The sequence below is a fragment of the Actinomycetospora aurantiaca genome (genome assembly GCF_037401875.1).
GTDB classification, from domain to species: domain Bacteria; phylum Actinomycetota; class Actinomycetes; order Mycobacteriales; family Pseudonocardiaceae; genus Actinomycetospora; species Actinomycetospora aurantiaca.
Genome location: NZ_JBBEGN010000008.1, coordinates 16,634 through 36,775, shown reverse-complemented (window position 1 = coordinate 36,775; position 20,142 = coordinate 16,634). Strand labels below are relative to the sequence as shown.

27 protein-coding genes are annotated in these 20,142 nt (G+C 74.6%); 15 read left to right on the top strand and 12 right to left on the bottom strand.

What is annotated here, in order from left to right:
* The first annotated feature begins 80 nt into the window (after positions 1-80).
* The 8 genes from WCD74_RS17005 (at position 81) to WCD74_RS16970 (ending at position 5,192) form a co-directional block, all read left to right on the top strand.
* On the top strand, positions 81-575 hold the full coding sequence (locus WCD74_RS17005; protein WP_337696058.1) for a L,D-transpeptidase: 495 nt from the start codon (positions 81-83) through the stop codon (positions 573-575).
* Positions 576-604: 29 nt separating this feature from the next.
* Positions 605-1,129: a maleylpyruvate isomerase N-terminal domain-containing protein gene (locus WCD74_RS17000; protein ID WP_337696057.1), complete on the top strand. Its 525-nt coding sequence runs from the start codon at positions 605-607 to the stop codon at positions 1,127-1,129.
* 10 nt (positions 1,130-1,139) lie between these two features.
* Positions 1,140-2,111 (top strand): ERCC4 domain-containing protein, encoded by a 972-nt coding sequence (locus WCD74_RS16995; RefSeq protein WP_337696056.1) that lies wholly within the window; start codon positions 1,140-1,142, stop codon positions 2,109-2,111.
* A gap of 11 nt (positions 2,112-2,122) precedes the next feature.
* Positions 2,123-2,563, top strand: a complete 441-nt coding sequence (locus tag WCD74_RS16990) for a VOC family protein (protein ID WP_337696055.1) — start codon at positions 2,123-2,125, stop codon at positions 2,561-2,563.
* A gap of 272 nt (positions 2,564-2,835) precedes the next feature.
* Positions 2,836-3,417: a hypothetical protein gene (locus WCD74_RS16985; RefSeq protein WP_337696054.1), complete on the top strand. Its 582-nt coding sequence runs from the start codon at positions 2,836-2,838 to the stop codon at positions 3,415-3,417.
* 43 nt (positions 3,418-3,460) lie between these two features.
* Positions 3,461-3,949 carry a S24/S26 family peptidase gene (locus WCD74_RS16980; RefSeq protein WP_337696053.1) on the top strand — a complete coding sequence of 163 codons (489 nt, stop codon included), beginning with the start codon at positions 3,461-3,463 and terminating at the stop codon, positions 3,947-3,949.
* Positions 3,898-4,659 carry a hypothetical protein gene (locus WCD74_RS16975; RefSeq protein WP_337696052.1) on the top strand — a complete coding sequence of 254 codons (762 nt, stop codon included), beginning with the start codon at positions 3,898-3,900 and terminating at the stop codon, positions 4,657-4,659. Before WCD74_RS16980 ends, WCD74_RS16975 begins: the two co-directional genes overlap by 52 nt.
* Complete coding sequence (locus tag WCD74_RS16970; RefSeq protein WP_337696051.1) at positions 4,656-5,192, top strand: LamG-like jellyroll fold domain-containing protein; 537 nt, start codon at positions 4,656-4,658, stop codon at positions 5,190-5,192. Before WCD74_RS16975 ends, WCD74_RS16970 begins: the two co-directional genes overlap by 4 nt.
* 7 nt (positions 5,193-5,199) lie before the next feature.
* Here the strand turns inward: WCD74_RS16970 and WCD74_RS16965 are convergent, their stop codons facing one another.
* The gene (locus WCD74_RS16965) at positions 5,200-5,952 is read right to left on the bottom strand and encodes an SDR family oxidoreductase (protein ID WP_337696050.1); all 753 of its coding nucleotides are present in this window, start codon (positions 5,950-5,952) and stop codon (positions 5,200-5,202) included.
* Positions 5,953-6,022: 70 nt separating this feature from the next.
* Here WCD74_RS16965 and WCD74_RS16960 point away from each other — a divergent pair, with 70 nt between their 5' ends.
* The 3 genes from WCD74_RS16960 to WCD74_RS16950 all read left to right on the top strand — a co-directional run bounded on the left by WCD74_RS16960 (position 6,023) and on the right by WCD74_RS16950 (position 8,133).
* Entirely contained in the window at positions 6,023-6,430 is a 408-nt protein-coding gene (locus WCD74_RS16960; protein ID WP_337696049.1) for a DUF3224 domain-containing protein, read from the top strand.
* Between the two features lie 96 nt (positions 6,431-6,526).
* Positions 6,527-7,372 carry a hypothetical protein gene (locus tag WCD74_RS16955; protein WP_337696048.1) on the top strand — a complete coding sequence of 282 codons (846 nt, stop codon included), beginning with the start codon at positions 6,527-6,529 and terminating at the stop codon, positions 7,370-7,372.
* Positions 7,373-7,422: 50 nt separating this feature from the next.
* Entirely contained in the window at positions 7,423-8,133 is a 711-nt protein-coding gene (locus WCD74_RS16950) for a hypothetical protein (protein WP_337696047.1), read from the top strand.
* A 56-nt stretch (positions 8,134-8,189) separates the two neighbouring features.
* On the opposite strand, the gene WCD74_RS16945 is transcribed toward WCD74_RS16950, so the two are convergent.
* The 3 genes from WCD74_RS16945 to WCD74_RS16935 all read right to left on the bottom strand — a co-directional run bounded on the left by WCD74_RS16945 (position 8,190) and on the right by WCD74_RS16935 (position 11,462).
* A complete protein-coding gene (locus tag WCD74_RS16945) occupies positions 8,190-8,669 on the bottom strand; it encodes a hypothetical protein (protein WP_337696046.1) in 480 nt (159 codons plus the stop codon).
* A gap of 244 nt (positions 8,670-8,913) precedes the next feature.
* Positions 8,914-9,324 (bottom strand): CBS domain-containing protein, encoded by a 411-nt coding sequence (locus WCD74_RS16940; RefSeq protein WP_337696045.1) that lies wholly within the window; start codon positions 9,322-9,324, stop codon positions 8,914-8,916.
* A 2-nt stretch (positions 9,325-9,326) separates the two neighbouring features.
* Positions 9,327-11,462 (bottom strand): molybdopterin-containing oxidoreductase family protein, encoded by a 2,136-nt coding sequence (locus WCD74_RS16935; protein WP_337696044.1) that lies wholly within the window; start codon positions 11,460-11,462, stop codon positions 9,327-9,329.
* 159 nt (positions 11,463-11,621) lie between these two features.
* Between WCD74_RS16935 and WCD74_RS16930 the strand changes: the two genes are divergently transcribed.
* Positions 11,622-12,611, top strand: coding sequence for a helix-turn-helix domain-containing protein (locus WCD74_RS16930; RefSeq protein ID WP_337696043.1), 990 nt, complete (start codon positions 11,622-11,624; stop codon positions 12,609-12,611).
* Between the two features lie 12 nt (positions 12,612-12,623).
* Here the strand turns inward: WCD74_RS16930 and WCD74_RS16925 are convergent, their stop codons facing one another.
* The 5 genes from WCD74_RS16925 to WCD74_RS16905 form a co-directional block, all read right to left on the bottom strand.
* Positions 12,624-12,869: a hypothetical protein gene (locus WCD74_RS16925; RefSeq protein ID WP_337696042.1), complete on the bottom strand. Its 246-nt coding sequence runs from the start codon at positions 12,867-12,869 to the stop codon at positions 12,624-12,626.
* The gene (locus tag WCD74_RS16920) at positions 12,869-13,105 is read right to left on the bottom strand and encodes a DUF397 domain-containing protein (RefSeq protein ID WP_337696041.1); all 237 of its coding nucleotides are present in this window, start codon (positions 13,103-13,105) and stop codon (positions 12,869-12,871) included. The genes WCD74_RS16925 and WCD74_RS16920 overlap by 1 nt, the downstream gene beginning before the upstream one ends.
* Before the next feature lie 92 nt (positions 13,106-13,197).
* The gene (locus WCD74_RS16915; RefSeq protein WP_337696040.1) at positions 13,198-14,094 is read right to left on the bottom strand and encodes a helix-turn-helix domain-containing protein; all 897 of its coding nucleotides are present in this window, start codon (positions 14,092-14,094) and stop codon (positions 13,198-13,200) included.
* A gap of 43 nt (positions 14,095-14,137) precedes the next feature.
* Positions 14,138-15,373: an RNA polymerase sigma factor gene (locus WCD74_RS16910; protein ID WP_337696039.1), complete on the bottom strand. Its 1,236-nt coding sequence runs from the start codon at positions 15,371-15,373 to the stop codon at positions 14,138-14,140.
* Positions 15,370-15,729, bottom strand: coding sequence for a YciI family protein (locus WCD74_RS16905; RefSeq protein ID WP_337696038.1), 360 nt, complete (start codon positions 15,727-15,729; stop codon positions 15,370-15,372). Before WCD74_RS16905 ends, WCD74_RS16910 begins: the two co-directional genes overlap by 4 nt.
* Before the next feature lie 87 nt (positions 15,730-15,816).
* On the opposite strand from WCD74_RS16905, the gene WCD74_RS16900 reads away from it, so the two are divergent.
* The gene (locus WCD74_RS16900; RefSeq protein WP_337696037.1) at positions 15,817-17,223 is read left to right on the top strand and encodes an MFS transporter; all 1,407 of its coding nucleotides are present in this window, start codon (positions 15,817-15,819) and stop codon (positions 17,221-17,223) included.
* A gap of 10 nt (positions 17,224-17,233) precedes the next feature.
* Here WCD74_RS16900 and WCD74_RS16895 read toward each other — a convergent pair whose 3' ends face one another.
* The gene (locus tag WCD74_RS16895) at positions 17,234-17,674 is read right to left on the bottom strand and encodes a phosphatase domain-containing protein (RefSeq protein ID WP_337696036.1); all 441 of its coding nucleotides are present in this window, start codon (positions 17,672-17,674) and stop codon (positions 17,234-17,236) included.
* A gap of 63 nt (positions 17,675-17,737) precedes the next feature.
* Here WCD74_RS16895 and WCD74_RS16890 point away from each other — a divergent pair, with 63 nt between their 5' ends.
* Positions 17,738-18,508, top strand: coding sequence for an N-acetylmuramoyl-L-alanine amidase (locus tag WCD74_RS16890; protein ID WP_337696035.1), 771 nt, complete (start codon positions 17,738-17,740; stop codon positions 18,506-18,508).
* On the opposite strand, the gene WCD74_RS16885 is transcribed toward WCD74_RS16890, so the two are convergent.
* Positions 18,501-19,217, bottom strand: a complete 717-nt coding sequence (locus WCD74_RS16885; RefSeq protein ID WP_337696034.1) for an HAD family hydrolase — start codon at positions 19,215-19,217, stop codon at positions 18,501-18,503. The genes WCD74_RS16890 and WCD74_RS16885 overlap by 8 nt on opposite strands.
* A gap of 42 nt (positions 19,218-19,259) precedes the next feature.
* Positions 19,260-19,472: a hypothetical protein gene (locus WCD74_RS16880; protein ID WP_337696033.1), complete on the bottom strand. Its 213-nt coding sequence runs from the start codon at positions 19,470-19,472 to the stop codon at positions 19,260-19,262.
* Between the two features lie 113 nt (positions 19,473-19,585).
* Here WCD74_RS16880 and WCD74_RS16875 point away from each other — a divergent pair, with 113 nt between their 5' ends.
* Complete coding sequence (locus WCD74_RS16875) at positions 19,586-20,098, top strand: Hsp20/alpha crystallin family protein (RefSeq protein WP_337696032.1); 513 nt, start codon at positions 19,586-19,588, stop codon at positions 20,096-20,098.
* The last annotated feature ends 44 nt before the right edge of the window (positions 20,099-20,142 follow it).

Genomic DNA, 20,142 nt, shown 5'->3' with positions numbered 1-20,142 from the left:
CCCAGCCGGGCGACGCGATGCGTGAGCGGCGTGTCGCGCGGGAACGCCACCCGTGACCCAGTCGTGATCGGGGGGACACCATGGGTGCTCGACATCGCCGTGCGCGGAGCTCGGCCGGCCTGCGCTCGACCGCCGCGCTGGCCGCCGCCGTCGCCGTCCCGGCCGTGGTGGCGCAGCCCGCCGTCGCCGCGCCGGACACCGCACCGCAGCGCTCGACGCCGTGCGCGCCCACGGCCGACGTCTGCGTCGACCTGACGCGACACCGGGCGTGGCTGCTCGAGGACGGTCGCGTCGTCGAGGGCCCGGTCCCGATCACCAGCGGGTCCCGCCGCTCGCCGACACCGACGGGCACGTTCGCCGTCCAGCGCAAGGAACGCCACCACGTCAGCAAGGAGATCGACGACGCGCCGATGCCGTACTCGGTGTTCTTCGACGACGAGGGGCGCGCGCTGCACGGCGGCAGCCTGAGCCGGGCGTCCGCGGGCTGCGTGCACCTCGACGACGAGGACGCGCGGACGTTCTTCCGCGCCCTCGAGCCGGGTGACGAGGTGCAGATCGTCGGCCGGGGGCGATGAGTCCCGGTCCGCCCGGCGGTCCTACCACCATGAACCCGACGCCCGACCTGACGCCTGCCTGCCGCACGACCGGCGCCCTGATCGCCGCCCTCGACGACGCCGAGCTGGGCCTGCCGACCCCGTGCGACGAGTACGACGTCGCCGGCCTCCTCGCGCACCTCGACCTCGTCGCGGGGGGTGGGGCCGGGAACGAGGACCAGCGGGCCGAGCTGCCGGCCGCGCTGGAACGCCTGGCGGTCGCCTGGGGCGATCCCGCCGCGTGGGAGGGGTCGACGACCGCGGGCGTGGAGCTGCCGAACGCCACGTGGGGCCGGATCGCGCTGACCGAGGTGGTCGTGCACGGATGGGACCTCGCCCGGGCCACCGGGCGGACCATCGCGTTCGACGACCGGACGCTGCGCGTGACCCTCGAGCACGTCCTCGACTTCGTCCCGCGTGCACCGCTCCCGCAGCTCTGGGGCACCCCGATGGTCCTGCCCGACGGGGCGCCCCTGCTCGACCGCATCGCCGCGGCGACCGGCCGGCGGGTCGAGGTGGTCGACCCCGCGCGCTAGCGTCACGGGCGTGGCGGAGCTGCTGATCGCCCGGAACCCGGACCCGGACTCGACGCTCCCGTTCCTGCTCCGGGTCCCGACGGCGGGTGGGCTCGTCTTCCGCACGTCCGGCACGTGGCCGCGGACGAAGGCGCTCTTCTGCTACCCGGTGGGCGGCGAGGAGTGGCCGACGGAGCCGGACATCGTGGAGCGGGTGCCGCTGGTGTCGTGCAGCCGGAACGGGGCCGCGATCGACGTCATCGCCGACCGGCGGACCGAGCGGCGGTCCCAGATCGTGCACACCCGGGCCCGTGGCCGGGAGATGGTGTTCTGGCAGTCGCCGAACACCCGCAAGCAGGCCCGCCCGCAGGTCCGGACCCCCACCGCCCGGGCGGCGGGGACCGACGGCGAGCTGGAGATCGTGGTCGACTCCCACGAGCGGTACGCCTACCGGTTCGCCACGCAGCAGGTGCGGCTCACGAAGCAGGCCCTGAGCTGCGGGGACTACGGGGTCGTCCTGGGCGGCCGCCTCGTCGCCGCCGTCGAGCGCAAGAGCCTCTCCGACCTCGTCACGAGCCTGACGAACTCCACGCTCCGCCATGCCGTGGCCGAGCTCGCCACCCTGCCCCGGGCCGCCGTCGTCGTGGAGGAGCGCTACTCGCAGGTCTTCGCGTCGACCTACGTGCGACCCGCGATCGTCGCGGACCAGATCGCCGAGCTGGCCGTCCGGTACCCGAGCGTGCCGATCGTCTTCACCGAGACCCGCGGGCTGGCCGAGGAGTGGACCTACCGGTTCCTCGCCGCCGCCTCGTCGTGGGCGCGGGACGAGGCGGTGATCGGTGCACGAATTCCGGGCGCGGAGTCGGTGCTGGACGGCGCCGGTCCGGCCCCGGAGCCGACGACCGCGCAGGTCCGGGCGTGGGCGCGCGGCGCGGGCCTGGAGGTGCCGGACCGCGGGCGGCTCCGGCCCGGGGTCTGGGAGGCCTACCGCGCCGCCCACTAGGGTCCGCGCCCATGCCGGTGCGCCGCATGGACCACGTCACGATCGTCGCCGCCGACCTCGACGCGATGGTCGCCTTCTTCGTCGACCTCGGGCTCGAGGTGGTGCAGGAGAGGACCGCGATCGACGACGAGTGGGCGGCCCGCGTCGTCGGGGTCGAGGGGGCACGCTCGGAGATCGTCATGGTGCAGACCCCGGACGGCCACAGCCGCCTCGAGCTGCAGCACTACGTCGACCCGCCGGCCACGGGCGGCATCGGGCACGCGCCGTCGAACACGCTCGGCATCACCAACGTCGCGTTCGAGGTCGACGACGTCCGCGGCATGGTGGACCGGCTGGCCGCGCAGGGCTTCGGGCTCGTCGGGCACCTGGAGAACTACGCCGACGTGTACCTGCTCTGCTACGTCCGCGGCCCCGAGGGGATCATCGTGATGCTGGCGGAGCGGATCGGCTAGCAGCGGGCCGTGGATGCGCGCGCCCCGCTCCGCCACACCGAGGCGCGCCGACACGATCGAGCGAATGCGCTAACACTGAGCCCTTTCGGCCTATTGACACGACAGCACGGCGCGGTGGGTCCCGGGACCGCACGGCCGAGCCCGTCGTCCCTCCCGCCCGAAAGGTCTCCCGCCGTGGCCCAGCACCCTCCACCGCCTCGCGAGGGCAGCGCCGCTTCGTCGCGCTCATCGTCGCCGCCGGTCTCGTCGGCGCCGTCTTCATGTCCCTCGCGATGACGAACACGCTCTCCGCGTTCGTCGCCTCGATCACCAACAGCAACGACACCGCCGCGACCGGCTCGCTGGTGCTGCAGGAGACCGGCGCCACGGGCACCGCGGCCTGCAACTCGACCGACGGCCCCGGCGGCATCAGCGACAACGCCTACGCGACCTGCACGACGTTCAACAAGTACGGCGGCAGCACGACGATGATCCCGTCGAACGCGACCGGCACCACGAACAACGTCACCACCACCGTCAACTTCAAGAACACGGGCACGGTGGCGGCGAACGCCTTCACGATGGCCTTCGGCGCCTGCACCCAGTCGAACAACGGCGCCGCGAACGGCTCCGCGACGGACTTCTGCTCCAAGCTGCACGTGAAGGTCACCAGCGGTGCCACCGTGGTGCAGGCCGACACCACCGCCGCCGCGCTCGCGAACACCACGGTCACCCTGCCGGCGTCGCTGGTCCCGGCGGCGAACTCCGGGTCCACCGTGCCGTTCACCTTCACGACCTACATCGACAGCTCCGCCGGCAACACCTACCAGGGTCTGCAGGCCTCGCAGCCGATCACCTGGACGCTGTCCTCCTGATCCCGCCCCACCCCGACGACGAGCTCGGAGAGGAGTTCCTGCCATGCGCCTCGGGGGGCGTGCGGTCGCGGTGCTCGCGGCCCTCGTGGTGCTCGCCGGCCTCGTCGGCGTGGGTTCCTGGTACGCGACCGGTGGCCGGTGGCAGGTCGTCGCGACCCCGTCCATGGGCACGGCCGCGCCGGTGGGCACGCTCGTGCTCACCCGGCCGGCCCGGTCGGTCGAGGTCGGCGACGTCGTCACCTACCGGCCGCCGGTGGCGAACCACCCGCTGACGGTGACCCACCGGGTCGTGTCGCTCGCTCCCGACGGCTCGTTCCGCACCCGCGGCGACATCAACGGCGCCGAGGACCCGTGGACGGTGGGCCCGGCGGACCTGGTGGGCGAGGCGGCCGTCGTCGCGCCGGGCCTCGGGTGGCTGCTGAAGGCGCTGCCGCTGCTGGCCAGCGGGTCGCTCCTCCTGTGGTGGGTGACCGGCTGTGGGTGCCCCGGCTCTGGGGGGTGCCGCTGCGGGTGCTCGGGTTCTCCGGGCTGATCGCGGCGGCGACGACGATCCTGAGGCCCTTCGTCGGCGTCGTCACCCTCGCGACCGTCACCGACGCCGCCGGCGCCCACATCACCCTCGTCTCCACCGGCCTGCTCCCGATCCGCGTCAGGGCGGCGACCGGGGGAGAGCTCGACCTCGTCGACGGCCAGGTCGGGGTGCTGACCACGCAGGTGCCGCAGGGGGAGAAGGGCACCGTGATCACCAGCGGGGTCCACATGCCGGTGTGGCTGTGGGTCGTGATGGTGGCGTTCTGGCTGACGCCGATGCTGTACGGCCTGGTGGCCGCCTGGCGCCACCCCCTCGTGGAGGACGACGAGCCCGACCCCGACCCCCCGACGGTGCCGCTGTCCCTGCCCGCACCCCCCGTCGCCCGGTACCGCACCCCGCTGGTCGGGACGTCGGTCGTCGCCCTCCTCGTCGTCGCCCTGACCCTGGTGACGGCCTCGACCACCGCGAGCTTCACGGCCCGCGTGGTCAACTCCGCCAACAGCGCGGCGTCGGCGCCGTACTTCACCTGCGCCTCCGCGTTCACCGACGGCTCCGCGGACTTCCAGGTCTGGCCCCTCGACGACGCGACGGTGACGACCGGCTCCACCGCTCGCGACCTCTCCGGCACCAACCGCGTCGGCACCTACACCGGCGGCTTCGCCACGACCACGAACAGGCCCTGCCCCCGCGACACCCGGCCCGCGCGGTGACCCTCGCCCCGACCGCGACGGTCCCGTCGTACGTGACCCCGAGCGCGACCCTCGCGACGGCGGCCCGCAACACGTTCTCGATCGCGGTCTGGTTCCGCACGACGACGACCACCGGCGGCCGGCTCCTGGGCTTCAGCCCGGCCCGCACCGGTGCCTCCCTGGGCACCGACCGACACCTCTACATGACCGACGCCGGCCGCGTCGTCTTCGGCGTCCAGCCGGTGCTCAACACGATGATGACCGTGACGAGCACGAGGTCCTACAACGACGGGGCCTGGCACCTCGCGGTCGCCACGCTCTCGTCGGCCGGGATGACGCTCTCGCTCGACGGGGCCCAGGTCGTGGCGAACCCGGGCGCGACCTCCGGCTCCCTGCAGCTCGGCGGCTACTGGCGGGCCGGGTGGGACACGCTCGCGGGCTGGCCGTCGCGGCCCACCACCGACTTCTGGACCGGGACCCTGTACGACGCCGCCGTCTACACCGAGGCGCTGCCCGCGACCCGGATCGCGGCCATGTACGCGGCCGGCACCTGATCGGCCGTCATCCCCGCCCGAGGTAGGGCATCGTCGTCGCCATCACGGTGAGGAAGGGGACGTTCGCGTCCAGCGGCAGCCCGACCATGTAGCGCACCGCGTCCGCGACGTGCTCGGCGTCGAAGGTCGGCTCCACCATCCGCTCGCCGTGCGGCTGCACGATCCCCTCGCGCATCCGGGCGGTCATGTCGGTCGCGGCGTTCCCGACGTCGAACTGCCCGCAGGCGATGCCGAACGGACGGCCGTCGAGGGCGATCGAGCGGGTGATCCCGGTGATCGCGTGCTTCGTCGCGGTGTAGGCGATCCCGCCCGGGCGCCCCACGTGCGCGGCGATCGACCCGTTGTTGACGATGCGACCGCCCTGCGGGTCCTGGGCGCGCATGATCCCGAACGCCTCGCGGGCGCAGAGGAAGGAGCCGGTGAGGTTGACCCCGACGGTCGCGTCCCACCCCGCCACGTCGACCTCGTCCGGCGTGCCGACCGGGCCCGTCATGCCGGCGTTGTTGACGAGCAGGTCGAGCCGGCCCCACCGGTCGAGCACCGCGCGGAACAGCGCGGAGACCGCCAGGGCGTCGGCGACGTCGGTGGGGACGACGAGCGCCTGCTCGCGTCCGGCGACGGTCTCGACCAGCGTCTCCTCCCGGCGCCCGGCCAGGGCCACCCGCCACCCGTCGTCGAGCAGCGCCCGGGTGATGACGCGCCCCAGCCCGGAGCCCGCCCCGGTGACGACGGCGATCCCGGGCTCGGTGTGGCTGACCATGGCGCCACCCTGGCACGCGGTCGCGAATCTTCAATCCCGGCGACGCCTGGCGGGCCTAGCGTGCGTGCTCATGCAGACCAGCGGCACGTTCGAGGTGAAGGCCTTCACCCCCACCGACGTCACGCCCGAGCCCGCCGTCGCGACCGCCCTGCCGATCGGGCTCGTCCACATGGAGAAGACCTACGCCGGCGGCGTCACCGGCCGGTCGGCGACGCTGTTCACGGCGGCGTTCGACCAGGTGACCGGCGTCGGCTCGTACCTGGCGATGGAGGCGTTCGAGGGGACTCTCGACGGCCGGGAGGGGACCTTCGCGTACATGCACTCCGCGACGACCTCGGGCGAGGACCGCCGGCACGAGTTCTTCCGCATCGTCGAGGGCAGCGGGACCGGCGCCCTCGCCGGCATCCGGGGCACCGGGTGGATGCGCGTCGACGCGGACGGCACCCACCGCGTGGGGTTCGACTACGACGTCGACTGACCCTGTCACCCGTTCGAGTGGCGCCCGTAACGAGCGGGCTGCGGTACCGATCCAGACGGTGAGCGGCCGGGAGGTGCCCGGCCCGGTCGTCGGGGGATGATCGTGATGCAGCGCTGCCGCTGTGGAGCCTCGCTGGTTCCGGACCTGCACTTCTGCGTGAGCTGCGGCGCCCGCCGGCAGCTCGCGCCGCGCGTGCCGGCGATGGCCGGCGCGGGCGCAGGGCCGGTCGGCTACCCGGCGCCCACGGCGTACCCCGCCCACCCCGCGCCCCGCCCGGTGCTCGCGATGCCGCCCCGCCCGGCTCCGATGCCCGTACCGGTCGTCCCGCGGCAGGCCGAGGCGCGTCGGTCGATCGCGCCGTGGGTCGTCGCGAGCGTCGCGATCCTCGCCGCGGTCGTCCTGGTCGGGGTCGCCGCGATCTCCCTGGCCCTGCGGCCGACGACGGTCACGGCCGCGCCGGCACCGGTGGTCGCGCCGACCGTGACGGTCGGTGTGCCCGTCCCGGCCAACGCCTCCGGGACCGGCTCGGAGTCCGGGACCTCCGCCGGTTCCTCCTCGACGTCCGGCGCGGCCTCCACCCTGCAGAGCCAGGTGGAGGCCGACCGCGCCCGGGTCGCCGCGCTCGCCGGGCAGTGGGTGCCGCAGCTCTCGGCGAAGCACGACGGGACCGTCGCCGACGGCATCACCTACGACGACGCCGCGATCTGGTCGCACTACACCTCGCTGACCGCACGCTTCCCGTCGGCGGCGTTGCTGTACTCCGGCGACTGGCCGGTCTTCAAGGGCACGGACTACTGGGTGGTCGTCTACCCGCAGTCCTTCCCGACGGCGGACGCCGCCAACGCCTGGTGCGACGCGCAGGGCTTCGCCGCCGACGACTGCCTCGCCAAGCGGCTCTCGTACACCGGGGGCCCCGAAGGCTCCACGAAGGCCCGGTCCTGACACCGCCGCTCGTCCTCCCCGACCCGCCCGACCCGCCCGGGAGCACCCTCGTGACCACCCTCGCCCACGACGACGCGATCACCACCCGCATCCCCGCCCAGCGCCCTGTCGCCGGGGGCCGCCACGCCCGACCCGAACCGCTGTCGGCCGCGCCCACCCCTGGTCCGACGCGATGGTCCTCCCACCTGCACCCGGCCGAGGCCCCCGCCGGGCTCGGCGCGGCATGGGCCTCCGGCGGCGTCCCCGTCCCGACGGCGCAGAGCGCACTCGGGCAGCGCCTCGCGGACGCCTTCGGGCCGAGCGGCCTCCACGAACTGCCCCCGCCGATCCGGCGTCACCCGCGGATCGCGCTCGCCGTGCTGGGCGGGTTCCTGCTCACCGCGCTCGTCCTGATCGTCTCGCTCGCGGTGCCCGGGTCGATGACCGTGCACGGGACCTTCACCGCGCACGGCAGCTACCCGCTGACCCGCGGTGCCTCCTGCTGGAACTCGTCCTACTCGGCGGGCACGCCCGTGACGGTCGTCGACGGCTCCGGGGCGATGGTCGCCCTGGGTGCCCTCGGTGAGGGACAGGCCACGACGGACTCGTCCACCGCGATGGGCCGCTACGGCTACGCGACCGACTGCACGTTCTCCTTCACCGTCACCGACGTCCCGGAGGGCGAGCAGGTCTACGGCGTCCGGATCGGCGCGATGCGCAACGTCGTCGTCTTCACCGCGGACGAGATGGCCGACGGTCCCGCGGTCGAGAACGTCCGCTGACGCCACGACGGCCCTCCCCGGAGCGGGGAGGGGCCGTCGTCGTGCGGCTGGGCGACTCAGATGCTGAGCCCGGACAGCATGGCCCGGTTGTGGAGGGTCTCGTTGCCGTCCGACTTCTCGGCGTCCTCCTTCTTCGCGTCGGACTTCTTGCCGTCCGACTTCTTCGTGTCGGCCTTCTTCGCCTGCGCCTTCTCCTGTTTCGCCGCGGTCGGCTGGGAGGAGGGCGCCGACGAGGTGCCCATCAGGTTGTTGACCAGGCCGGGCTGCTGCGCCGGCTGGGCGGCAGCGGGCTGCGCGGCGGCCGGCTGGGCGGCAGCGGGCTGAGCAGCGGCCGGCTGGGCGGTCGTGCCGGCAGCGGGCTGCGCGGCGGCGGGCTGGGCCGTGGTGCCGGGGGCGGGCTGCGCGGCGGCGGGCTGGGCGGCGGGCTCGGCCGCCGGGGCGGCCGGCGCCGGTGCGGCGAAGGCGGTGGCCGGCGACGCCACGGCGGCCATCAGCACGCCGATCGAGAGCGCACGCGCGCGGGGGGAGAGGGACACGGTCGACCTCCTGGTCGAGACTGCAGGGAGCGGACGGCGCGTGCGGAGGTCACGCCGTCGGGATGCGCAGACTCAACGAGCGGACGGGCCCGGGGTTCGCCCCGGGCCGTGACCGGTTCGTGATCTCCTCCCGGCGGGGGAACGAAACGGGGCGCAATCCGACACCCGGAACCGACGACCGGGCCGTTCATCTCCGAAGACCGTGATGAACGGCCCGTTCGTACGATTCGGGCGCCGGCGACCGTCAGCCCGCCCGGTGCGTCGCCCGGTCGGCGTCCCGCGCGGCGACGTCGGCCGCGGAGCAGAAGCCCCGGCCGTGCCGCTTGAGGCACAGCAGACCGAGCAGCACCCCGTCGGAGTCGACGACGGCGAGCCTCCGCTGCCCCCGCGCCGCCATCGCCCGCCGGGTGTCCTCCAGGTCGTCCCCGGGGGCGGCCACCCGACCGCCGAGCCGGCCCACCGACCCGGCGCGGGCCCCGTCGGGGAGCCCGGCCAGGTCGTCGCGCTCCACGACCGCGACGAGCACGCCCGCGGCCGAGACCAGCAGCAGGGCGTGCACGTGGCCGTCGAGGAAGAACAGCCGCGCCGCACCCACGGACACGTCGGGTCCGTGGACCTTCGGGGTCCGCAGGTGGGCGTCGCCGACGGTGCTCATGACTAGACCGGGGTGACCTCGACGCGGGTGTCCGAGAAGGTCGGCGCGTTGCCGAGGTCGGCGAAGACGAACGGGTTGACCGCAGCCACGGTGGTGCCCTCCTTCGCGTTCTTCGCCCACGATCCCATGGGACAGACCACGACGCCCGGTGCGACGTCGGTCGAGAGGTGGGCCAGTGCCACGAACCGGCCGCGGTCGTTGGTCACCGCCACGTAGTTGCCCTCGTCGATGCCGCGCGCGGCCGCGTCGTCGGGGTGGATGGTGACGGTCTGCTCGCCCTGGACCCGCTTCTGCATCGCCTGGTCGCCGGCGCTGGAGTTGATGTACGCGTGCGACTTGGGCGAGAGCAGGTTGAGCGGGTGGACCTCGCTGCGCTCGCGCGGCGCGATGTAGTGCGGCAGCGGGTCGACCGGGGTGCCGGGCTGGAACTCGTCGCAGAGCTGGCGGAACAGCGGCACGACGAAGTTGCCGGCCGCCTCCAGCGCGGCGCTGCGGAACTCGGTCTTGCCCGACGGCGTCGGGAACCCGCCCTCGACGTGCGGGGCGTACTCGTCGGGACCCGGCAGGTTCAGCCGCGCCCAGCCGGTCTCGCGCAGCGACGCCAGCGTGATGCCCTCCATGGCGGGCGCCGACCAGTCGTAGGCCTGCTCGAGCAGCTGCTCGTCGGTCAGCGAGAAGTACTCGTCGTCGAAGCCCATCGCGGCGGCGAGCCGCCGGAACAGCTCGGTGTTGGACACCGCCTCGCCCTCCGGCGGGACCGCCGGGTTGTTCAGCGTGACGTAGAAGTGGCCCCAGCTGAACATGATGTCGTGCTGCTCGAGCGCGGTCGTCGCGGGCAGCACGATGTCGGCGTAGCGGGCCGTGTCGGTGAGGAAGTGGTCGCTGACCACGGTGAACAGGTCCTCGCGGGCCAGGCCGGCGGCGATCTTCTCCTGTTCCGGCGCGACCACCATCGGGTTCGAGTTGTAGACCATCAGCGCCGAGATCGGCGGATCCAGTGCCAGCTCGCCGGTGAGGGCCTGACCGAGCAGGAACTGGTTCACCACCCGCGTGCCCGGGGTCGCCATCTCGGGGTGGATGAACGCCGGCCAGTTGACCGGGTGCGCCCAGAGCGGGAGCTGCAGCAGCCCGCCGCCGACGTGGCGCCACGCCCCGACGAGCGCCGGGAGGCAGGCGATCGAGCGCACCGTCTGGCCGCCACCGGCGTGCCGCTCGATCGCGACCCCGATCCGGATGAGCGACGGGTCCGTCGTCGCGTACTCGCGGGCGAGGGTACGGATGTCCTCGACCGGGATGCCGGTCTCCTCCGAGGCCCACTCCGGGGTGTACTGCGCCACGCGCTCGACGAGCTCGTCGAAGCCGACGGTGTGGTCGCGGACGTAGGCCTCGTCGTGCAGGCCCTCCGAGATGATCACGTGCATCATCGCGAGGGCCAGCGCGTTGTCGGTGCCGGGCCGGATCGGGATGTACCAGTCCGCACGCCGGGCGGTCTTGTGCTTGACCGGGTCGATGCAGACGACCTTGGCGCCCCGCTTCTGCGCCTCGGCGATGATCGGCCAGAGGTGCAGGTTCGTCGAGATGGTGTTCGACGCCCAGATGATGATGTAGCGCGAGTGCACCAGGCTCTCCGGGTCCACGCCCGCCGTCGCGCCGATGGTGGCGGCGTACGCGGTGCAGGCCCCGGAGTCGCAGTAGGTGCGCTCGGTGATCGTCGCGCCGAGACGGTGGAAGAACGCGTCGCCCACCGACAGGCCGTTGAGGATGCCCTGGTTGCCGAGGTAGCTGACCGGCATCACGGTCTCCGGGCCGTGCTCGGCGATCTTCTCCCGGAACCGCGACGCGATCGTCTGCAGCGCCTCGTCCCAGGTGATCTCCTCGAACCGCCCGGTGCCCTTCGGGCCCGTGCGGCGCAAGGGGTGCAGCACCCGGTCCGGGCTGTAGGTCTTGTCCGGGTAGTTGTTGACCTTGACGCAGAGCCCGCCGCGGGTGATCGGGTGGTCGGGGTCGCCGGTCACGTTCGTGGCGCGGCCGTCCTCGACCGTCACGAGCATCGCGCAGGTGTCCGGGCAGTCGTGCGGGCAGGCGGCGCGGACCGTGGTGGTGGTCGGCGTCAGGGGCAGGTCGTCCAGAGCGGTCACGGTGCACTCCTCGTGGTGGTCCGGAGGCCGGGGTCGTGCCAGCGATGCTCGCGCTCACCGACGGCGACGGGCTTGTCGCTGCGTGCCAGACCCGCCCGAGCCTTGCCAGGTGGTGACTGCGGTCATAGCGTCGGACGACCACCACCGGAAGCACCGCCCATGACTCGAGCCATGCACCCCGTCGGGCCGTTCGTCGAGCCCGGGCACGACACTGCCGTCGAGACCGCGGACGGGCTGGGCCGCTGGAACGACCTGCTCCGCGAACACTTCGTCTCGCTCGACGTCTCCGACGCCGACGACGGGCTGCGCAGCTCGGTCCGCAGCACGCTCGTCGGCCACCTGTCGGCCGCCGTGGTGAGCTCGGCGCCGCAGAGCGCCCGCCGCACCGAGCGGCTGGTGCGCAGCGACCCCCGGACGTACCTGCAGGTCGGGATGATCACCCGGGGGCGCGCGGTCCTCGAGCAGGACGGGCGCGAGGCGGTCCTGACGCCGGGTCGCTACGCGGTGTACGAGACCGACCGGCCCTTCGTCTGGCACTTCGACGGCCCGTGGACGCTGAACGTGCTGACCTGGCCGCGGGAGCTCGTCGCGCTCGGCGCCGACGTCACCCGCGCCGCCACCGCGCGGGCCCTCGGCGACGACCGGCTCGGCGTGATCGTCGGGCACGCCCTCGCCGAGACCGCGACCTCACCCCCCGAGCTGGGCGACGCCGCCGCCGGCCGTCTCGCGGGGCAGCTCGCGGCCCTGCTCGGCACGGCCGTGGGGGAGTCACTGCGCCGCGACGAGGTCCTGTCCCCGGGGAGCGCGGCCGACCTCCGTCGACGCGTCGACGACTACGTCACCGAGCACCTCGCCGACCCCGACCTCGGGCCGGAGTCCGTCGCGCGGGCGCACTTCATCTCCGTCCGCGCCCTGCACCGGGTGTTCGCCGACGAGGACCTGTCCGTCGGCGCGCTCATCCGGCGCCGCCGGCTCCAGCTCGCCCGCCGCCGACTGCTCGACCCCCGCGAGGCCGGCACGAGCCTCACCGAGATCGCCCACGGGTGCGGCTTCGCCGACCTCGCGTCGCTCAGCCGCCGGTTCAAGCAGGAGTTCCACGAGTCGCCCGGTGCCTACCGCCGCCGCGGCGGGTTCATGACAGGGGACTGACGCCCCGGGGAGTCAGGCCGGGCGCAGCGACAGCAGGCGACCGATCAGCGTCGACGGGCGCCGGTCCGTCGTCGCCGTGTCGGTCGCGTCGGCGCAGTCCGGGCAGCGCGAGGCCGGGGGGCTGGCCAGCGACGACGCCCAGACCGTCCGGGCGCAGGCCGCGAGGTGGGCGCCGGACTGCGGGTCGTGGTCGACCACCGCGTGGTCGCGCCCGTCGAGGGCGCAGGTCAGCCAGTGCGCGCGCTCCGGGGCTCCCATCACGCGCCCTCGAGCAGGTCGTCGAACCGTCCCGCCTTGACCTCGGACAGGAACGCCGCGAGGTCGGACCGGGTCAGCAGCAGCGCCGGCTCGTCGGGGAACCGGGAGTTGCGGACGGCCACGTGGTCGGCCGCCGCACCGTCGGCCGGGGCCAGCTCGACGCAGTTGCCCTGCTTGCCGCTGTACCGGCTGCGCCGCCAGGCGGCACCGGCGAGGCGCGAGGCCGTGGTGTGCATCGTGGAATCCCGTCCGCAGGAGATCCGTGAGGTGCGGACGACGGTAACACCGGCGAGTGCCATCTGCATGTGCAGTGGCTCTCGGATCCCGATCAGTCGAGGCCGCTGCTGAGCTTCGCGAGCAGGCTGCGGGTCTCGTCGGGGCTGAGCGCGTCGATGGTGAGCTGGTCCATCGAGCGGGAGTACTCCTCGACCTCCGCCCGGCGGTCCAGGTACAGCGCCCCCGTAAGGCCCTCGATGTAGGTGATGTCGGGGACGTCGGCGGCGGCGAAGCGCAGCATCGTGAAGGCCGCCTCGCTGCCGTAGCCGGACAGCTCCGAGGGCAGCACCTGCAGGGTGATGTTCGGGCGCCGCGACCGCTCCGCGAGGTGCTCGAGCTGGGCGGCCAGGACCTGGTGGCCGCCGATCGGCCGGTGCAGCACCGACTCCTCGATCACCGCCCACAGCCGCGGGGCGTCCGGGCGGTCGAGGATCCGCTGGCGCTTCATGCGCACGTCGACGCGCTCGTTCTCGGTCGGCGTCGCCTCGTCCGGGCGGCCGCGGGTGACGATGGCCCGCGCGTAGTCCTCGGTCTGGAGCAGCCCGGGGACGAACAGCAGCTCGTAGGCCTGGATGCGGACCGCCGCGGCCTCGAGCCCGACGTACTCGGAGAACCAGTCCGGCACGGCCTCCCCGGGGCGCTGCCACCACCCGGCCTCGTTGGCCTGCGTCGCGAGCTCGAGCAGGCGGGCGCGGCGCTCGGTCTCGCCCTCGCCGTAGAGGGTGAGCAGGTCGTCGACGTCGCGGTGCTTGAAGCCGACCTTGCCCGACTCCATCCGGCTGATCTTCGACTCGCTCCCGCGGATGTGGTAGCCCGCGGCCGCCCGGGTCACCGACGCCTGCTCGCGCAACCGCTTGAGCTGGGCGCCGACGATGATGCGCCGGGCCGTCGGTCCGGGGTCGTCCGGCCCGCCGAAGCCGTCGGGCTCCTCGAGCGCGTTCTCGGCCACGCCGGTGTCCTCCGGGGTCGGTGACTCCTCCGAACGCAGGAGACTACAGGTCGCGAGGGGATTTCCGAACGTGTCGCGGTCGACGCGCCCGGGCGAGCAACAGCGCGCGCTCGGCGGGGTTGTCGGTCCGGTCCAGCGCCGCGGTCCGGGCGGCGTCGGCCTCGTCGGGACGCCCCAGCCGGTCGAGCAGATCCGCCCGCACGGCGTCGAGCAGGTGGTATCGGGGCGCGTCCAGGGTCTCGACGACGGCGAGCGCGGCGGCCGGGCCGTCCACCTCGGCCAGCGCGACCGCACGGTTGAGCGCCACGACCGGTCCCGGGTCGAGCACGGCGAGCTGGTCGTAGAGGGCCAGGATCTGGCGCCAGTCGGTGTCCGCGGCCGTCGCGGCGTCGGTGTGCACGGCGTTGATCGCGGCCTGCAGCTGGTACCGACCCGGCGCCCCGCGGCGCAGGCAGCGCCGCACCAGCTCGTGGCCCTCGGCGATCATGCCGGCGTCCCAGGCCGAGCGGTCCTGGTCGGCCAGGCCCACCAACGACCCGTCGCCGGCCACCCGCGCCGGACGGCGTGCCTCGGTGAGCAGCAGCAGCGCGAGCAGCCCGAGCGCCTCGGGCTCGTCGGGCATCAGCTCGACGACGAGGCGGGCCAGGCGGACCGCCTCGGCCGCCAGGTCGGGCCGCGTCGCGTCGACGGTCCCGGTGTGGCCCTCGGTCCCGATCAGGTAGACGACGGCGAGCACCGAGTCGAGGCGGTCGGGCAGGTCGGCGTCCCGGGGGACCCGGTAGGGGATGTGCGCGTCCCTAATCTTCGCCTTGGCGCGCACGATCCGCTGCTGGATCGTCGGCGTGCCCACGAGGAACGCGCGGGCGATCGCGGGGGCCTCGAGGCCGCCGAGCAGGCGCAGCGTCAGCGCGACGCGGGCGGGAGCCGCCAGCGCGGGGTGGCAACAGGTGAACAGCATCCGCAGGCGGTCGTCGTCGACCGGACCGGAGTCGGCGTCGTCGTCGGGACCGAGATCGTCGAGCAGTCGCACCGCTTCGCCCTCCTTCGGCTCTCGGGCCTTCTCCCGCCGCAGCCGGTCGATCGCCCGCCGGCGGGCCGTGGTCACGATCCAGCCGCCCGGGTTCGGCGGGACGCCCCCGGCCCAGTGCTCGACGGCCACCGCGAAGGCGTCCGCGACCGCCTCCTCGGCCAGGTCGATGTCGCCGAGCACCCGCGTGAGCGTCGCGACGCAGCGCCCGTACTCGGCGGCGAAGACCTCCGCGGTCCGCCCGGCGCTCACTGGAAGGGCCGCACCTCGACCGGCAGCGACCGCAGGGCGCGCGCGAGCCGTCCGGCCCAGTGCAGGGCGTCGTCGAGGTCGGCGCAGTCGAGGATCGTCAGGCCCCCGATGTGCTCCTTGCCCTCGGCGTAGGGCCCGTCGGTCAGCAGGACCTCGTCGCCGCGGGTACGCACGACCGTCGCGCTCGCCGCCGCCGCGAGCCCGCCGGAGAAGACCCACACCCCCGCTTCGGCCATGTCACTGCGCACCCGGTCCACGTCGCGCATGATCGCGGCGAGCGTCTCGTCGTCGGGACGCTGCGGCTCGGGGTCGGTCGGGTCGTCCGGCTGCTGGATGGCGAGCAGGTACTGCGTCACGGTGTGCCTCCCGGGGGTCGGTGGTCATCCTCTCCACGGACGGGGCCGCGCCGGATCGACGGCGACCAGTGTGACGTGGAGCACTTCATGACGACGGGTTGGGCAGGGCTGGCGGCCCCGGGGCGCCGCGGCGCGGTCGGGGTGCTGTGCGGCGGGGTGCTGCTGTTCGCCACGGACACCTACGTGACCGCGAGCCTGCTGCCGTCCGCGATCGCCGAGATCGGTGGAGAGCGCTTCTACTCCTGGGTGGTCACCGTCTACCTGCTCCCGGCGGTGGTGACCTCCGCGCTCACCGGACGGGCCCTCGCGACCTGGTCCGCCCACCGGGCCTACCTGCTCGCCCTGCTCGCCTTCGGCGTCGGCAGCGCGATCGACGCGGTGGCCCCGTCGATGGCCGTCCTGCTCGTGGGCCGCGCGGTGCAGGGCACCGGCGGCGGGCTGCTGGCCGGGCTGGCCTACGCGCTCCTGCGCACCGCGCTGCCGCGCCAGCTGTGGACCCGCGGCAGTGCGGCGATCTCGGCGATGTGGGGCGTCGGCCTGCTCGTCGGGCCGGTCCTCGGGGGCGCCTTCGCCGAGGCCGGGCTCTGGCGGGGTGCCTTCGTGACGATGGTGGTGGTCACCGGGGTGATCGCGCTCGCGGTGCCCGCCGGGCTGCGCCGCGCGGCGGCGCGCCCACCGGTGGCCCGGACGGCGTTCCCGGTGCTCTCGGTGCTGCTCGTCGGGGCGGCGACCGCCGTGCTGTCCGTCTCCGGCCTCGCGGTGTCCGGGTCGGCGGTCGGCGCCCGCGGCATCGTGGTGGCCGCGGGCGGCCTGGTCGTCGCGCTGGCCCTGCTCGTCGGGCTGGTCGTCCACGAACGCCGGCCCGGCGCGGCGCGCGTGCTGCCCCTCGCCACGTTCACCCGCGGCGGGGCCCTCGGTGCGGTCTACGTGACCGCGGCCGTGCTGATCGCGGTGTCCGCCGTCGAGACCTTCGTCCCGCTGTTCGGCCAGCGGCTCGGCGGGCTCACCCCGCTCGTCGCGGGCTTCCTCGGGGTCGCCCTCGCGGCCGGGTGGGTCGTGGGGGAGATGACCAGCGCGTCGTTCACCCGCGGACGGCTGCTGATCGGCGCCGGGCCGCTGCTCACCGTCCTCGGCTTCGTGCTGCTGACCCTCAGCCAGACCCCGGGCGGCGTGGTGTGGTGGGCGGTCGGGCTCGTCCTGGCCGGCGTCGGCGTGGGCGTCGCCTGGCCGCACCTCACGGCCGGGGCCATGGCGACGGGCTCGTCCGACGACGGGCGGGAGGACTCCGACGACGCCGAGGGTGACCGCGCCTCGGCCGCGATCACGATGGTGCAGATGCTCGCGGTCGCGCTCGGCGCCGCGTTCGCGGGCGTGGCGGTCGCTCTCGGTGGCGGGGACACGGCGACGTCGGCGACCTACCTCTACGGCGGCATGGGCGTCGTGGCCGTGCTCGGGGCGCTGACCGCGGTGCGGGCGCGCAACGCCGCCGTCTAGAACCCGCCGTCTAGAACCTGCCGTCGGCCACCTGCAGGACGGTGAGCCCGAGCGCCCGCCACATCCCGACCACCCGGTCCCGGTCGTCGAGGACCAGCCGCACCACGTAACGGTCGGCCACGTGCCGCTCGTAGAGCTCGCGCTTGACGACGTCGTCGGCCCGCGTGTCGCCGACGGCCCGCAGGTGGAGCTCGGGCCACTCCCGCCCGCCGAGGGCGTGCGCGTGCAACCACCACTCCGTGGGCACCCGGGCCGCCTCGGTCCGCCCGGAGAGGAAGACGACGTGCGGGGTGGAGCGGCGCAGGTCGTCCAGCACCCGGACGACGGGGACGTTCGGGACGTCCTCCCCGGCGCGCAGCTCCCCGTGCGGCCCGGGGAAGGGCGAGCGGTCCGCACGCAGGGCGAGCGTGCCGTCGACGTCGCAGAGCAGCACCTCCTCCCTGTCATCCACGGGGTGGATTCTGCGCGCCGCGCTCCCCGGTCCGCGGCCGGTGGTGGGGCACCATCGGGGGTCGTGTCCCGCGCCGCGCTCGTCGCCGTCCTGGTCGTCGCGCTCGCCGCCTGCGCCGGGCCGGGCAGCGCCCCGGCCGCGCCCGCCGCCCCGGCCCCGGCTCCGGCACCGGCGCCTCGCCCGGGCACGTTCGCGGTGCCACCCGGGGCGACGATCGTGAGCGACCCCGGCCACAACGGCGGCAACGCGCGGGCGGCGACGGCGATCGGTCGGCCGGTCCCCGACGGTCGCGGCAGTACCAAGCCCTGCAACACCACCGGGACGTCCACCGCCGACGGCTACCCCGAGCACGCCTTCACCTGGGCCGTCTCGCTACGCCTCGCCGACCTGCTCCGGGCCCGTGGCCTGCGCGTGGTGCTCACCCGCGACGACGACGCCGGCGTCGGTCCCTGCGTTGACGACCGCGGGGCGGCGGGAGCGCGGGCCGGTGCGGCGGCGGTGATCTCGGTGCACGCCGACGGGGCCGCGGCGCGCGGGCACGGGTTCCACGTCCTGACGTCGTCCCCGCCGCTGAACGACGCCCAGCGCGGTCCGTCCCGGGCGCTCGCCGACGCCGCCGTCGCCGCGATGCGCGGGGCCGGCTTCACCCCCGCCACCTACATCGGCCGCGACGGGCTCGACCCGCGCGACGACATCGCCGGGCTCAACCTCGCCACGGTCCCGACGGTGCTCGTCGAGTGCGCCAACCTCCGTCACCCCGACGACGCCGCCGTCGCACGGTCCCCCGAGGGACAGCAGCGCTACGCCGCCGCCCTGGCGTCCATGATCAGCTGAGCAGGGACGTCACCGCGCCGAGCCCGCGCTCGCCGAGCCGGAACTCGCTGGGCAGCAGGAACGCCCGGCACCCCACCGCCACCGCCCCGCCGTCGCGACCGGGGTTGTCCCCGACCATGAGCGTCGCCCGCGGGTCGACGTCGAGGGCGGCGCACGCGGTGGTGAACATCGCGGGGTCCGGCTTCTCGACGCCGAGCTCGCACGAGAGCACCCAGGTCCCGACGAGGTGCTCGACGCCGGCCGCGCGGGCGTGCACCCGGATGTCCCAGCCGATGTCGGACACGACGCCGACCCGCACGCCGCGGGCCGACAGGTCGTCCAGGACCCCCGCCGTGTCCGGGTAGGGCACCCACGTCCCCGGGGCGCGCAGCACGTCCACCGCGACGTCCTCGGCCCCGGCCAGCGCCGGCACGTGCGCGAACCACGCCCGCATCGCCTCGCGGTGCGCGGTGTCGGAGAGGTCGCGGCCGTGCTGGGCCGCCACCACGTCGGGACGGGCCGCGGCGTCGGCCAGGGCCTCCAGCGTGGCGGCGGACGGGATCTCCCGGCCGGTCGCGTCGCCCACGGCGAGGAGCCAGGACGGCGTGTCGATCATGTGGAAGAGCGTGTTGGAGAAGTCGAACAGCACCGCCTCGACGGGGGGCACCGGGTCGCGGCGCTGGGCGTCGGTCGGCTCGTAGGCCGCGGTCAGGTCGAACAGGGCGCGCACGGCGCGATCATCCCCGAGTCCCTCCGCCGCGGCGGCGGGGACTCAGCCGCCGAGGCTGCGGCGGATCTCCTCGAGCTTCGCCCGCGCGGCAGCCTCGCGGTCGGCCTCCTGCTGCGCGAGGTCGTGCGCCTCGGGGGTGGCGGCGTCGAGCTCCTCCGCGCCGTCCGCGGTGGCCGCCCGCCGCTCGATGCGGTCGCGCACGAAGTCGAACGTGGGGACGCCGTCGGCGGTGTAGTCCGGGCCGGGCTCGCTCATGGCGCCAGCGTCCCAGAATCTCGGCGGAGCGGGAATTGAGTCGCCTCGACTCAGGTTGCAGGAGTCAGTAGCCCGCAAGGTCGGGCTCCCTTCGCAGTCCGAGGAGGACCACCATGAGTTCCCTGACCTTCTGGGGCCCGCGCTTCGCCGGCCCCTTCGCCCCGTTCCGCGTGGCCGACGCGCTCGCCCGCGGGTCGTTCGGCACGCCGCGCCAGTCCGAGTCGGCCTCGTACGTGCCGGCCGCCGACGTGGTCCGCGACGGCGACGACGCCGTCGTCCGGGTCGAGCTCCCCGGGGTGGACGTCGCCTCCGACGTCACCGTCGAGGTCGTCGAGCACCGCCTCGTCGTCGCCGGCGAGCGCCGCGAGGACCGCGCGGGCGACGGCTTCCGGGAGTCCCGCCGCGGCTCCTTCCGCCGCAGCTTCTCCCTCCCGCGCCACGTCGAGGCCGACGCGGTGAGCGCGTCGTACGACGCCGGGGTCCTGACGGTCCGGGTCGCGGGTGCGCACGTCGCCCCGCAGCCGGTCTCGCCGCAGGCCCGCCGCATCGAGATCGCCGGAGTCACCCCGGCGGACTCCCCGACGCCCGCCGAGGAGACGCCGGACGAGGGCGCGCCGCAGGCCTGATCCGGCCCGCCCTCTCGCCCGGAACGAACGACCCGTTCGTGGCT

Coding starts and splice junctions, on each gene's coding strand:
- WCD74_RS17005 (WP_337696058.1), top strand. CDS start 81: ATGGGTGCTCGACATCGCCGTGCGCGGAGCTCGGCCGGCCTGCGCTCG.
- WCD74_RS17000 (WP_337696057.1), top strand. CDS start 605: ATGAACCCGACGCCCGACCTGACGCCTGCCTGCCGCACGACCGGCGCC.
- WCD74_RS16990 (WP_337696055.1), top strand. CDS start 2,123: ATGCCGGTGCGCCGCATGGACCACGTCACGATCGTCGCCGCCGACCTC.
- WCD74_RS16985 (WP_337696054.1), top strand. CDS start 2,836: ATGACGAACACGCTCTCCGCGTTCGTCGCCTCGATCACCAACAGCAAC.
- WCD74_RS16980 (WP_337696053.1), top strand. CDS start 3,461: ATGCGCCTCGGGGGGCGTGCGGTCGCGGTGCTCGCGGCCCTCGTGGTG.
- WCD74_RS16965 (WP_337696050.1), bottom strand. CDS start 5,952: ATGGTCAGCCACACCGAGCCCGGGATCGCCGTCGTCACCGGGGCGGGC.
- WCD74_RS16960 (WP_337696049.1), top strand. CDS start 6,023: ATGCAGACCAGCGGCACGTTCGAGGTGAAGGCCTTCACCCCCACCGAC.
- WCD74_RS16955 (WP_337696048.1), top strand. CDS start 6,527: ATGATCGTGATGCAGCGCTGCCGCTGTGGAGCCTCGCTGGTTCCGGAC.
- WCD74_RS16940 (WP_337696045.1), bottom strand. CDS start 9,324: ATGAGCACCGTCGGCGACGCCCACCTGCGGACCCCGAAGGTCCACGGA.
- WCD74_RS16930 (WP_337696043.1), top strand. CDS start 11,622: ATGACTCGAGCCATGCACCCCGTCGGGCCGTTCGTCGAGCCCGGGCAC.
- WCD74_RS16925 (WP_337696042.1), bottom strand. CDS start 12,869: ATGGGAGCCCCGGAGCGCGCGCACTGGCTGACCTGCGCCCTCGACGGG.
- WCD74_RS16920 (WP_337696041.1), bottom strand. CDS start 13,105: ATGCACACCACGGCCTCGCGCCTCGCCGGTGCCGCCTGGCGGCGCAGC.
- WCD74_RS16900 (WP_337696037.1), top strand. CDS start 15,817: ATGACGACGGGTTGGGCAGGGCTGGCGGCCCCGGGGCGCCGCGGCGCG.
- WCD74_RS16880 (WP_337696033.1), bottom strand. CDS start 19,472: ATGAGCGAGCCCGGCCCGGACTACACCGCCGACGGCGTCCCCACGTTC.
- WCD74_RS16875 (WP_337696032.1), top strand. CDS start 19,586: ATGAGTTCCCTGACCTTCTGGGGCCCGCGCTTCGCCGGCCCCTTCGCC.